Source organism: Streptomyces flavofungini, from assembly GCF_041028215.1.
GTDB lineage: Bacteria > Actinomycetota > Actinomycetes > Streptomycetales > Streptomycetaceae > Streptomyces > Streptomyces flavofungini_B.
On sequence record NZ_JASKYR010000220.1, the window covers coordinates 1 to 11,904 of the forward strand.

The following is an 11,904-nucleotide window of genomic DNA, read 5'->3' on the forward strand; positions in this document are numbered from 1 at the left end:
CCTCCCTCCCGTAGGTGGGCAGCCCGGCCATCCGTGTACGAGGTGTGCGTCAGCCCGCCGCCGACTTGACGGCGTGCGCCACCCGCGCGCGCAGCTCGGCGAACTCACCGGAGTCGCGCAGCTCGTCCGCGTCCACACCATCGCGCGGCAGATCGATCGGCAGGTCGAGCGCGACGGTCCCCGGACTCCTGGTCAGTACGACGATGCGCGAGCCGAGGAACACCGCCTCGTCGGCCGAGTGCGTCACGAACACGGTGGTACGCCCGGTCTGCGCGCTCACCCGCCGGACATCTTCCTGGAGCCGCTCACGGGTCAGCGCGTCGAGCGCCGCGAACGGCTCGTCGAGGAGCAGGAGCGGACTGCGGGCGGCCAGCGCGCGGGCGATGGCGACCCGCTGCCGCTGCCCTCCGGAGATCTCCCAGGTACGCCGCTTCCCGGTGCCCTCAAGCCCGACCCGCGCCAGCAACTCCGCCCGCCGAGCGGGCCGTTGACCGCGCTCCACACCCGCGTACCGCAGCGCCAGGTCGACGTTCCCCCGCACGGTGCGCCACGGGAAGAGCCGGGGCGTCTGGAACACGACGCCCGCCGTCGCCCCGGGCCGCGGCTCGGCACCGGCCACCCGCACCGAGCCGTGCGTCGGCCGCTCGAAACCGGCGATCAGCCGCAGCAGCGTGCTCTTGCCGCAGCCGGAGGCACCCACAAGGACCAGGAACTCACCCGCGGGCACCGTCAGATCGACCGGCCCCACTGCGGTGACCGCCTGGTCGCCGTGCCCGTACTCATGGACGATGTGGTCGAGGCGGAGGGCGTCGGCCGGAGTCGTCTTCTCCCTGGTCTCACTTGAGGACATCGGGCAGCCCCTTCAGGTACAGCGCCTTGCGGACGGCGTCCGGTGACGGCGCGGCCTGGATCTGCTTCTGGTCGGCGAGGAACCGGCCCGTGTCGGTCAGGTAGGCGGCCAGCTTGCCCGGCCTGCCGTCGGCCCCCAGCCAGTCGGCGGAGGTGACCTCGGCGGGAGTGAGGAACACGCCCTGCGAGAGCTGCGCCCTGGCGTCCGCGGCGCTGATCCCGAGCTCCGCCGCGATCGCCTTGACCGAGCCCTCCGGGTCGGACTTGACGCGCCGCAGGGCATCCGCCTCGACCTTGCGCCAGATGTCGATCGCCTGGGGATCGCGGGCGATCAGGTCGTCGGACACCACGGACAGGTCCAGAGTGGGCTTGCCCCCGGCACCGATCTCCTTGCTGCTGGTCAACTGTCGCCCTGTCGCGCGCAGTTCATCCAGGGTCGGCAGCCATACGTAGGCGGCGTCGATGTCCTTGCGCTGCCAGGCGGCGAGGATCGCCTGCGGCTGGAGGTCGACGAGCTTGACGTCGGACGGTGTGAGGCCCGCCTTCTCCAGCGCCGCGAGCAGGCTGTAGTGCGAGGTCGAGGCGAACGGCGTGCCGATCGTCCTGCCCCTGAGCCCTGCGACGTCCGTGACGCGGGTGTCCTTGCGCGCGATGAGCGCCTCGTTCTCGCCCGCCACATCGAGGATGAACGCGACCTTGTACGGAATCGGTGAGCTGTCCGACACACCTCGGGCTAACGGGCTCGAACCCAGCGCCGCGATGTCCAGGGACTTGCCGAGGAAGGCCTGGTTCACGCTGGCACCGGAGTCGAACTTCACCCAGGTGATCCTGTAGTCGGGCAGCGCCTTCTCCAGCAGCTTCTCGTTCTTGACGATCAAGTCGCCGCTGGGAAAGGCGAAGTATCCGATGCGCAGCATCTTGGACCCGCCGCCTGCGGAGCCGTCCCCGTCGGAGGAGCAGCCGGTCACGGCGACGGAAGCGGCGGCCAGTGCGCCGGTGAGCAGCGTGCGCCGGGTCGGCCCCTGGGGGACCTGCGGCGTTCTTCCGGCGGGAGTCCGGAACAGCGAGGGAGACATGGCGGAGCCGTTTCTGTACGGGAAGGGCGAGGTTGACCGAGCGGGCGAAAGTGCGTGAGGGAGGGCCTAGGCCCGTCCGCGCCACGGCACGACGGCGCGCTCCACCCGGAGCAGCAGACCGTCGATGATGAGTCCGGAGGCGCCGATGGCGATGATGCCGACGAGCACCACGGGTGTGTTGTTGTAGTTCGCGGCGTCCTTGACCATGCCGCCGATGCCGGGCAGGCCATTGACCAGTTCGGCGGCGACGAGGGAGGAGTAGGCCACTCCCACGGCGAGCCGGATGCCGGTGAACGTCTCCGGCAGGGCGGACGGGACGACCACGTCCTTGATGACGTCCCAGCGCGAACCGCCGAGGGCGCGGGCCGCCTCGACGAGGCTCCGGGGCACGGCGGCGACGGCTGTCGTGGTGGACACCGCCACCGGCGGGAAGGCGGCCACGGCGAGGAGCGTGATCTTGGGCTCCTCGTTGATGCCCATCCAGATGATCAGCAGGGAGAAGTACGCGAGCGGGGGCAGGGTCCGCAGGAAGGTGATCCAGGGTTCGAACAGCGAACGCAGCCAGCCCACGGTGCCCATGAGCAGGCCGAACACCACGCCGACGACGATGCCGAGACCGGCGCCGAGCCCGATGCGGCGCAGGCTGATGCCCAGGTGCTCGATGAGGTACGTACCGTTGTAGCCGCGGACGCCGTCGTGCGTCGTGGACACGGTGATGAAGGCGTCCCACACCTTGGCGGGCGACGGAACCAGCGTCTCGCTCCAGGTCCCGCTCGCGGCGAGAAGCTGCCACAGGATGAGGAACAGCAGCAGCGAGACGCATGGCAACGCGGTATGGCGTACGCGCGCCCACGCGCCCTTCCGGCCTGGACGCGGGCGGCGCCCGGCCGTGGGGGCGCCCGGTACGACGGTGGTTCTCGTGGCCGGGGCTTCTGCTGCTGAGGCTTCTGCCGATGCCGATGCCGATGCCGATGCCGATGCCGGATCCGATGATGCCGATTCTGCTGGTGACAAAGGGGGTGTCAGGGACACGGGGCGGCCTCCATGGGGCGCCGAGGCGTGAGCGACCGGGCCCGGGACCGGCGAGCAGGTTCGGCCGGGCCCGGACACACGGAGCTGAGGAAGGTGGGGAGATGAGCGGGCGGCGCCCCGTGATCAGCGCGGAGCGGCGGAGCCCGCTGGGCCCGCGGGACCGCGCCGAGGAAGGATCACTCGGCGGACGCGGGCGGGAAGCGTCGGGGACGCGGGGTCAGCGACAACACGAGACGGGGCATCGGCACAGGTCGATGACCAGGCGTCGCACCAGCAGTCCGTGAGTCATGGGGCCTATTTCTACAGCAGCCGCGGCGCTGCTCCAAACGGGTGTCCATTTTTCGGAACGACGGGAGTCCCACGCGGGAGGTACGGGCAGCGTCCGGGGACCGCCGGTCCAGGGTCCCGTTCCTCGGATTCGGCGGTCGAGGCGCGGCTGTGCGCGAGCCCGCACTCAGAAATGGGTGGCGAGACCGAAGACGCGGCGGAGTTGGGCCATGTCGTGCCGGTCGTGGTCGGCCGGTTCGTAGCCCTGGTGGAAGTGGATCTGCTGCTCGGCCGACAGGCACGGGACACGCGTCGCCCGGATCGTGCCGGTGGTGAAGGAGGAGGCGGGGTAACGGAACGGCCGGCCGCGGACGGGCGAGGCCTGCTCCGCGGAGCCGTCCGGGGCGAAGGCCAGCGGGTGCAGGTCGATCTCCCGGCCCAGCGGGTCGGTGACGACGAAGCGCACGGGACGCCAGTCGAGCGTCTCGACGAATCCGGCACCGGCCAGAGCCGCCGTGAGCACCGACTCCTGACTCCCCCGGTGCATCAGGTCCAGGTCACGGTGCGGGCGCGTCTGCTCACCGACCAGGGCGTCGATGCCCCAGCCGCCGCCGACCCACACCTCTGCGTCCGCGTCGCGCAGCACGTCGAGGACGGACAGCACGTCATCAGCCGTCATGTGCCTGGTCCTGGTCACCACGGCACGCTAACGGCACCGGTTCCGGCAGGCCAGTGGATTTGGCGGGAGCGCCGGACCGGGGGTGGTGGGGGTAGCCCGCCCCACCAGGCGGAGACCTATGCTTTCGCCCATGACGGCAGCCCTGTTGACGTGTGGTGACCCGCTGCGGCCGCGCCGCCCCGACCCGCACTTCGCCGAGGCGGCCACGGCCGCCAGGACACTGGGCGGCGACGTCGCACTCATCGATCACGAGGCCCTGGAACGGGGACACACGAAAGAGGCCGTCGCACGTGTGCCGCGCGGACTGGGGACGCTCTGGTACCGGGGCTGGATGCTGAGCGGCCACCACTACGCCGCCCTGTCCGCCGCGCTTGCCGAGCGCGGCGGCGCCCTGGCGACCGATGCCGAGCAGTACCGCCGTGCCCATGAACTGCCCGGCTGGTACGAGGTGTTCGCGGCCGAGTCGCCCTTCAGCGTATGGCTCCCCGCCGTACCCGGAGACCTCCCGGCGCCCGCACGCCTCGCCGAACTCGCCGCACCGCTGAGCCCCGGCCCGGTCATCGTCAAGGACTACGTGAAGTCCCGCAAACACGAGTGGCACGAGGCGTGCTTCGTCCCCGACGCGTCCGACCCGGAGCGACTGGCGTCCGTGGTCGGACGCTTCCTCGCGCTGCAAGCGGACTCCCTGACCGGAGGCATCGTCCTGCGCGCGTTCGAGGACTTCACCGGCGACGAGGTCCGGGTCTGGTGGATCGACGGCACCCCGGCCCTCACCACCGCACACCCGGACGCGGCGACGCCCGGGCCGACGCCGCTCCCCGAACCCGTACTCACCCGCCTGACACCCCTGGTGCGCGCCCTCGCCTGCCGCTTCGTCACCACCGACCTCGCGCTGCGCTCCGACGGCGTGTGGCGCGTAGTGGAAGTGGGCGACGGCCAGGTCAGCGGCCTCCCCGCCGCCACGGACCAGGAACGGCTCCTGCGCCCACTCCTGGCGGCTCTCAACCCTCGCGGACCGCGTGACCCAGATACGTCACCACCGAGCGGCCCTGCGGCTCAAGGACCATGTCGACAAGGCGCGTGAGCTGGTCGTCGGTCAGGGTGCCGCGTCTGCGCCCGCGCGTCGCGCGTACCAGGCCGCGTACGCTGCGCGGTCTGAACGCCGACACGTCCCTCGCGCACAGGCCCGCCCGTGCCAGGGCCTCGGCGAGTTCCGCCGGGCGGCGCAGCCGCCGCGTCGCGTAACGGCCGGGGGGCATGATCCGGGTGGCCGGGAAGGACTGGAAGGCGCCGAGGTAGATGAGACGGGAGACCGGGGTGCGGTTCACCGTGTCGTAGACGAAGGGGCCACCGGGACGCAGGACGCGGGCCGCCCGCGTGAGGACCGTGTCGAGCCGCTCGGTGATCTCAAGGGTGTCCGCGCAGTACACCAAGTCGAAGGAGGCTTCGGGCAGGCCGAGTTGCTCGGCGTGCGTCGTCACGTACGTGATGCCGGGCCCGTCGTCCTCGCGCGGGGCGAGAGCCGTGGCGGCGGGGGACGGATCGGCGGCCACGACCTCGAAACCGAGCCGGGCCAGGCCGCGCGGGAGGAGGCCGCGGCCGCCGCCGATGACGAGGGCCCTGCTGCCGGTCGGGGAGAGGTTCAACTCGTGCAGCACGCCTCGCAGATACTCCATCCGTACGGACTGGAAGGTCAGGGCCCGGATGTGGCGGCCGTCGACGGTCCCCGGGTCGGCCGAGTCGAGTGCGATGCGTGGGGTGCGTGGTGTGCGTGGGGTGCGTGCGGTGCGCGAGGTGCGTGCGGTGTGTGAGGTGCGTTGAGCTTTGGTCATGGTCACTCCGCGGGCTTCATCGGCTTGAGCGGCTTCTTCGGCAGGCAAGTCAGGTTCCCTCAAGGAACTTACAGCGATGAGTTCCCCCAGGGAACCCGCAAGGACTAAGGTCGCACCGTGACCCGTACCTCCCTGTCCGCCGTCGCCTGCTCCATCGCCCGGGCGACCGACCTCTTCGGCGACGCCTGGACGGCGCTGATCATGCGCGACGTCCTGATCGGCATCCGCCGGTTCGACGAGCTGGCGGACGACCTCGGTCTGTCCCGCAAGGTCCTCGCCGCGCGGCTGGCCCGTCTGGTCGAGGAAGGCGTGCTGACGCGTGCGCGCTACCAGGACAGCCCGCCGCGTGAGGAGTACGTGGCGACCGAGAAGGGGCGGGAGCTCTATCCCGTACTGCTCGCGCTGATGGCCTGGGGCGACAAGTGGTACGCGGGGAGTGAAGGGCCGCCCGCGGTGGTCCGGCATGACGCCTGCGGGCACATCGCCGTGCCGACCGTCGTGTGTGACGGCTGCGGGGAGCCTCTCACGGTGGCCGGGACGACCCAACTGCCCGGACCCGGTGGGAAGACGGGAGCGGGTACGAGACTCCTTGGGCCGCTGATCGCCGCGCGGAGGCAGGCGGGCGACTAGCCGACGGCGACGTCATGCCGCGCCTCCCGGGGCGCCGGGCATGATACGACTCCCGCCGATGGCCGACAGTACCCCCCTGTGAGGGCGCGGACGCGGAGCGGCATGTTTGCATGTGTCCATGATCATTACCGCGCAGCAAACATCCGTGCCGCGAACTTACGTGGACCGCATCCTGGAACACTGGTACGAACACGAGGACGCCGAGGCACTCGTGCAGGGCGAGCAGCGGCTGACCCGGGGCGAGGCCCGGCGGCGGCTGTTCCGTCTTGGGCACGCGCTGCGTCGGCACGGACTCCGGCCCGGCGACGGAGTGGGACTTTTTCTGGCCAATCGTGTCGACTCCGTCCTCGTGCAGCTCGCGGTACACCTCATCGGCTGCCGCGTCGTGTTCCTGCCGCCCGAGCCCGGACCGGGCGAACTCGCCGCGCTGGTCGAGCAGTCCGGGGCGCGCGCGGTCGTCACGGACCCGCTCTTCGCGGAGCGGGCGGCCGACGCGGCGGGACGCAGCGCCCACGCGCCCGCGCTGCTCGGCCTTGGCCCGTGCGAACAGCGCTGCCCGGACCTGCTGGCCCTGGCGGCGCAGTGCCCGGCGGAGCGCCCCGAGGACGTTCCGGCGCCGGGCGCGGACGAGGCCGTCACCGTTCTCTACACCGGTGGCACCCTGGGCAGGCCCAAGCTCGCCGCCCACAGCCACCGGCTCTACGACAAGCTCATGGGCCTGGCGCAGGGCGACCCGGAGGACTCCCGGGCGTCGGCCTTCGCGCCCATGGACCCGGGCACGGACCGCGTGCTGGCCGCCACCCTGCTCACGCACGGCAGCGGCCACCTCACCAGCCTCCAGGCGCTGGCGACCGGGTCCGTCCTCGTCGTGCTGCCCGAGTTCGAGGCGGGCGCGGCACTGAAGGTGCTGCGTGAGGAGCGGATCACCGCCACCATGTTCGTGCCGCCGATGCTGTACGCACTCCTCGACCACCCGGAGTGCGGGCCCGGGGTCCTTCCCGCGCTGCGCCGCATCGTGGTCGGCGGCGCGGCCTCCTCGCCCAGCAGGCTGCGGCAGACGGTCGAGGTGTTCGGGCCCGTGCTCAGCCAGGGCTACGGACAGTCCGAGGCCCTCGGCATCGCCGCGTTCGACGCGGAGACCCTGGCCTCGGAGGGCGCCGAGCGGCCCGAGCTCTGGCGGAGCTGCGGCCGCGCGATAGCCGGGACCGACATCGAGATCCGCGCGGAGGGCGGTACGGAACCGCTGCCCGTCAGGCAGGTGGGCGAGGTGTGCGTACGGGGCGAGACGGTGATGCTCGGCTACTACGAGGACCCCGTGCGCACCGCCGACGCGCTGCGCGACGGCTGGCTGCGCACGGGCGATCTGGGCTACCTCGACGCCGACGGGTACCTCTACCTCGTCGACCGGGCCAAGGACATCATCGTCACCGGCGGCACCAGCGACAACGTCTACTCCCGCGTCCTTGAGGACTTCCTGCTCACGCTGCCCGGCGTGCGCAACGCGGCGGCGCTCGGCATGCCGGACGAGGAATTCGGGGAGGCCGTGGCGGTCTTCCTGGCCACCGCCGAGGGCACCGAGGTGGACCCGGACGCCGTCGGCGCGGCGGTCACCGCCGAACTCGGCGACCTGTACACGCCCCGGAGGACGGTCCTGCTCGACCGGCTGCCGACGACCAAGGTCGGCAAGGTCGACAAGAAGGCGCTGCGCGCGGCCTGGGAGGACGCGGCCCTGCCCGCGCGGTAGCCGGGGCGCCGGGCGCGGCGGCACCCACACCCGCCCGCCGCGCCCGGCGACGAACGGCACGCACACCCGCCGCCGCGCCCGGCTACGGCTTGGTGGCCACGGTGATGACGTAGCGCCAGGCATCCTGGTGCCGGTACATCTCCACTCCGCTCATCGCGTTGACCAGGCTGTCCTCGCGGTTGACGCGGCAGGCGAGGGAGTAGGGCAGCCGCCCGAGGACCGCGAAGGCGCGCAGCATCGGCAGGATCTTCTCCGTCGCGTCGAAGGCCGAGTCCAGGGTGAACCCGGTCCGCCGGAGCAGCCGGTCGAGCTCTCCGTGGGTCAGCGCGAGCATCCCGGGCATGGCCGACAGCGCACAGACCCGGTTGAGCGCGGACCGCGCGCCCGGGGCGAGGTGGTCGGTGGGGGTGCTGGAGTACTCGCACATCACCAGTCGGCCACCGGGGCGGAGGACCCGGTGGAGCTCGGTGAGCACGCGCTGCGGGTCGGGGGAGTGGACGCATGACTCCATCGTGTAGACGCCGTCGTAGGAGGCGTCGGCGAAGGGGAGGGCGTGGTAGTCGGCCGTGAGGAAGCGCGTCCGTGTGCCGGGTCCGTCCGCGCGGGCCGAGCGGTGCCGTGCGATGCCGACGTCGGACGCGATGCCGTCGATCCCGGTGACCTGGGCGCCGCTCACCCGTGCGACGGTGCGCGCCACGTCGCCCACCCCGCAGCCCGCGTCGAGGACCGCCGAGCCGGGCGGCAGGGCGAGACGCCGTGCGACGACGACCTCCATGCGCCGCATGGCGGCCGTGAAGCGCCAGGGGGAGTGGGTGGGTTCGTACCAGCCGAAGTGGCGTGTGCGGTTGAGGAGGGCCGCGTAGCCGAGCCGCGAGCCGAGCCTTTGGTAGTACGGCAGGACGTGTTGCTGATGGTGGGTCGCGACCAGGTCGGTCATTGTGGCGGTCCCTGTGGGGCAGGCCCTTCCGGGTGCGGGCGGCGAGTCGAGTCCTACGCGAACGCCGCGTGACGGGCACACCCTGCCACAGGGGGACCGGGGCACCCACCGTGACCCGCAGAACGCCCTCCACATGATCGACCAGGGTGCCCAGAAGGTTGACGCCGCCGGTCGGAGCGGTCCGGTGCCACCCGGGTCCGCGCAGCGCCTGTCACTCGTAGCCGCTCAGCGCCTGGCGGAGCACCGCCATGTCCGCCGGAGCCAGCCGGGTGGCGGCGAGGTCGGCGAGCGAGTGCTCCAGGGCACGTCCCGCGTCCTGGAGCACTCGCTCCGCGCCGTCACTGTCACGGACGACGACCACGCCGCCGGACACCACGATCTCCACTGTCTCCGCGAAGCCGTCCGAGGGGCCGCCGGTGATCCGCAGCCCCCGGTAGCCGAGACCTTGCGGCGGGGCCGCTCCGGCGGACGCCGGAGGCAGCGCGGCGATACGGCTCATCAGCTCCCGCCCGGTCTCCGGGGCGAGGCCGAACGACGGATTCCGCCGCCCGCTGTACAGGTCGATCTCGACGTCCATGCCGGTCATTCTCCGCTGGTGGTGCCCGGACGGCCCGGGGACCCGGGAGGCGCTGTCCCGGCCCCGGAAGGGTACGCCGTGTGCGTTACCGTATCCGCTGCCGCTGCGAATTACATCCGTAGAAGTATCCGCAGAAGAGCGTGTACGGACCGCGGTTGGCGGTCTCGGGGTTGAAGATGACGTTGCCGCTGTTGTCCGTGTTGCGCGCGGCCGTACCGCCGGGCTTGTGGCCCCAGAATCCCTCCTGCTGCTTGCGGTACCAGTGGAAGTCGATGAAGCCGGGTCCTGGAGCGACGACCAGCGCGATCAGATAGCGCGGTTTCTCGGCGTCGGGGAAGCAGTCGAACCGGTGGTGCACCCCGTCGCACAGTGACGCACGCGTCATTTCGGCACAGGTGATGGCCTTGTACATGCTGCCGCAGCCGCGGCCCGGCTGGGCGAACGTATTTGTCCGCCAGTTGCTCGCGTAGTTGTAGCAGTTGTTGTTCAGCCGGACGGTCGAGTCGTTGTTCCAGAATCCCGGATTGAATGCTCCGAGCTCAATGGTGCAGGTAGCCCTCGGGGCGGCCTCTTCCGACCCCTGTTCCGGTCCTCGCTCCGATCCTTGTTCCGCTTCCGAGTCCGCTTCCGACGGTGCGGTTCCGTCCGCCACGGTGAGCCGGGCCGGAGCGGCCAGTTGCGGAATCAAATATTCGCGCAACGAGGAATCCATCGGCTGTGCCGCTTCACCGGAGAAGGCGGGCTCACCCTGCTCCATCAAGGTGACGAGTCGCTCGCCGAGCTCGGCCGCGCGGCCACCGCGGGCCTGCGCGCCGACCGGCAGGTAGAGCCTTGGCTCGGCGCCGAAGTCGCCGCCGAACTCGTCGTTGAGCGGTTCGATCCAGAATCCCCGGACTCCGAGCTGACCCTTGGCCGGTGCGTCGCCGAGGAACAGATTCCGGTTGCCGTCCACCTCGCGCAGCAGCGCCCTGACTTCACTCTCGTCGGTGATGTCGGAGACCGGATCGGGGCGACCGGAGAAGATATCGGCCGTGATGCGAAGCAATGTTCGACCCCCTTTTTGTTTGGCGCAGCAGTGGAGCGCCGGGGGGCCCTGTATGCCCCCGGCCGACTCTCCCAGAGGCGTTCGACGGCCGCGGGGAATTGCCGATCACTTGGCTGTGCCGGTTGCAATACAGAGGGATATACATCGCATCGGGGGGAGCGTCAACAGCGTTGAATTGCTTCTACGGTTGATCGCTCTTGGGCTATGGAACTCGCGGCAGATCAATACGCGAAATAACCGTCGCCGCAAAGCCCGGAATCACGCCGAAGTGACCGGCCGGGCGGGGTTCCCCCGCGGACATCGGTGCCACCGGTGCCGATCAGCCCTTGACCGGGCCGCCGTTGATGGCGACGCGCCGGCCGTAGCGGGCGTAGGGGTAGTAGTCGTACGTCGCGTGGTGCTGAACGCAGCGGTTGTCCCAGAAGACGAGGGTGTTGGGCGTCCAGCGGACGCGGCAGTGCAGCAGCGGGCGACTGGCGATGGTGTCGAAGAGCATGCCGAGCAGGGCCTCGCTCTCCTGGGCGGAGAGCTGCGGGATGCGGCTGGTGTAGGCCTTGTTGACGTAGAGGAGCCTGCGGTCGGTCTCGGGGTGGCGGGCGATGAGGGGGTGCTCGCTCCTGGGGATGACGTAGTCCGCGGGCGGCACGTATCCCTGGAGGGCCTGGGCTCCGTCGTGGATGGCGGTGAGCGGGTCGAGGAGGGAGCGCATGGCCGGGGAGAGCATCTCGTAGGCCAGGTGCATGTTGGCGAAGAGGGTGTCACCGCCGCAGCCCGGCTCCGGGATCTCGGTGATGTAGAGCATCGAGCCCAGCGACGGTTCGGCGTCCGCCGTGCCGTCGGCGTGCCAGCCGTTGCCCGCCACGTTCGCCGCGGCGGAGGTGGTGCGGATCTCCAGGACGTGCGGGTCGCCCTCGGGCGGCGGCGGGTTGACCGGACGCGGCTCACCGAAGACGGAGGCGAACCGTTTGTGGTCCTCGACGGTGATCGTCTGATCGCGGAACACGAGGACATGGTGGTCGTGGAACGCGGTGACGATCTCCGCGCGCTGCTCCGCCGAGAGTTCCTCCGACAGGTCGACGCCGGAGATCTCGGCGCCGAGTACGGGGGTGATCCGTTCGGCCGTGAGGGTCTTGTAGGCACGCGCGGGACGTGTGGTCACCGCTTCCAGTGCTTCGAGTTCGTAGGTCTCCATGACGTCCTTCGGTGAGTGGGTGAGTGGGTGGATGTGTGTGGGGT

The 11,904-nt window shown here is 71.0% G+C and carries 12 protein-coding genes; 3 read left to right on the forward strand and 9 right to left on the reverse strand.

The features are described 5' to 3' along the window. Window positions 1-49: 49 nt before the first annotated feature. The 4 genes from AB8Z36_RS17105 to AB8Z36_RS17120 form a co-directional block, all read right to left on the reverse strand. On the reverse strand, window positions 50-850 hold the full coding sequence (locus tag AB8Z36_RS17105) for an ABC transporter ATP-binding protein (RefSeq protein WP_369214177.1): 801 nt from the start codon (window positions 848-850) through the stop codon (window positions 50-52). After that, complete coding sequence (locus tag AB8Z36_RS17110) at window positions 837-1,925, reverse strand: taurine ABC transporter substrate-binding protein (protein ID WP_369214178.1); 1,089 nt, start codon at window positions 1,923-1,925, stop codon at window positions 837-839. The genes AB8Z36_RS17105 and AB8Z36_RS17110 overlap by 14 nt, the downstream gene beginning before the upstream one ends. Before the next feature lie 66 nt (window positions 1,926-1,991). Then, entirely contained in the window at window positions 1,992-2,753 is a 762-nt protein-coding gene (locus AB8Z36_RS17115) for an ABC transporter permease (protein ID WP_369214179.1), read from the reverse strand. A gap of 658 nt (window positions 2,754-3,411) precedes the next feature. Beyond that, entirely contained in the window at window positions 3,412-3,903 is a 492-nt protein-coding gene (locus AB8Z36_RS17120) for a nucleotidyltransferase domain-containing protein (RefSeq protein WP_369214180.1), read from the reverse strand. Window positions 3,904-4,033: 130 nt separating this feature from the next. Between AB8Z36_RS17120 and AB8Z36_RS17125 the strand changes: the two genes are divergently transcribed. Continuing rightward, window positions 4,034-4,987, forward strand: a complete 954-nt coding sequence (locus tag AB8Z36_RS17125; RefSeq protein WP_369214181.1) for an ATP-grasp domain-containing protein — start codon at window positions 4,034-4,036, stop codon at window positions 4,985-4,987. Here AB8Z36_RS17125 and AB8Z36_RS17130 read toward each other — a convergent pair. After that, window positions 4,905-5,735, reverse strand: coding sequence for a class I SAM-dependent methyltransferase (locus AB8Z36_RS17130; RefSeq protein ID WP_369214182.1), 831 nt, complete (start codon window positions 5,733-5,735; stop codon window positions 4,905-4,907). The two genes, AB8Z36_RS17125 and AB8Z36_RS17130, sit on opposite strands and share 83 nt — an antisense overlap. Window positions 5,736-5,852: 117 nt before the next feature. Between AB8Z36_RS17130 and AB8Z36_RS17135 the strand changes: the two genes are divergently transcribed. Further along, a complete protein-coding gene (locus tag AB8Z36_RS17135) occupies window positions 5,853-6,365 on the forward strand; it encodes a winged helix-turn-helix transcriptional regulator (protein ID WP_369214183.1) in 513 nt (170 codons plus the stop codon). 145 nt (window positions 6,366-6,510) lie between these two features. Then, the gene (locus AB8Z36_RS17140; protein ID WP_369214184.1) at window positions 6,511-8,109 is read left to right on the forward strand and encodes a class I adenylate-forming enzyme family protein; all 1,599 of its coding nucleotides are present in this window, start codon (window positions 6,511-6,513) and stop codon (window positions 8,107-8,109) included. An 82-nt stretch (window positions 8,110-8,191) separates the two neighbouring features. On the opposite strand, the gene AB8Z36_RS17145 is transcribed toward AB8Z36_RS17140, so the two are convergent. From AB8Z36_RS17145 to AB8Z36_RS17160, 4 genes are all read right to left on the reverse strand, one after another. Then, on the reverse strand, window positions 8,192-9,046 hold the full coding sequence (locus AB8Z36_RS17145; protein ID WP_369214185.1) for a class I SAM-dependent methyltransferase: 855 nt from the start codon (window positions 9,044-9,046) through the stop codon (window positions 8,192-8,194). A 211-nt stretch (window positions 9,047-9,257) separates the two neighbouring features. Further along, on the reverse strand, window positions 9,258-9,623 hold the full coding sequence (locus AB8Z36_RS17150) for a hypothetical protein (protein WP_369214186.1): 366 nt from the start codon (window positions 9,621-9,623) through the stop codon (window positions 9,258-9,260). An 85-nt stretch (window positions 9,624-9,708) separates the two neighbouring features. Continuing rightward, complete coding sequence (locus AB8Z36_RS17155; RefSeq protein ID WP_369214187.1) at window positions 9,709-10,668, reverse strand: hypothetical protein; 960 nt, start codon at window positions 10,666-10,668, stop codon at window positions 9,709-9,711. Between the two features lie 319 nt (window positions 10,669-10,987). Next, window positions 10,988-11,860, reverse strand: coding sequence for a TauD/TfdA dioxygenase family protein (locus AB8Z36_RS17160; RefSeq protein ID WP_369214188.1), 873 nt, complete (start codon window positions 11,858-11,860; stop codon window positions 10,988-10,990). Between the last annotated feature and the right edge of the window lie 44 nt (window positions 11,861-11,904).

Excerpts from the sequence above, each read along its gene's own strand:
- AB8Z36_RS17105 (WP_369214177.1), bottom strand. The coding sequence starts at position 850 with ATGTCCTCAAGTGAGACCAGGGAGAAGACGACTCCGGCCGACGCCCTC.
- AB8Z36_RS17110 (WP_369214178.1), bottom strand. The coding sequence starts at position 1,925 with ATGTCTCCCTCGCTGTTCCGGACTCCCGCCGGAAGAACGCCGCAGGTC.
- AB8Z36_RS17120 (WP_369214180.1), bottom strand. The coding sequence starts at position 3,903 with ATGACGGCTGATGACGTGCTGTCCGTCCTCGACGTGCTGCGCGACGCG.
- AB8Z36_RS17125 (WP_369214181.1), top strand. The coding sequence starts at position 4,034 with ATGACGGCAGCCCTGTTGACGTGTGGTGACCCGCTGCGGCCGCGCCGC.
- AB8Z36_RS17130 (WP_369214182.1), bottom strand. The coding sequence starts at position 5,735 with ATGACCAAAGCTCAACGCACCTCACACACCGCACGCACCTCGCGCACC.
- AB8Z36_RS17145 (WP_369214185.1), bottom strand. The coding sequence starts at position 9,046 with ATGACCGACCTGGTCGCGACCCACCATCAGCAACACGTCCTGCCGTAC.
- AB8Z36_RS17150 (WP_369214186.1), bottom strand. The coding sequence starts at position 9,623 with ATGGACGTCGAGATCGACCTGTACAGCGGGCGGCGGAATCCGTCGTTC.
- AB8Z36_RS17160 (WP_369214188.1), bottom strand. The coding sequence starts at position 11,860 with ATGGAGACCTACGAACTCGAAGCACTGGAAGCGGTGACCACACGTCCC.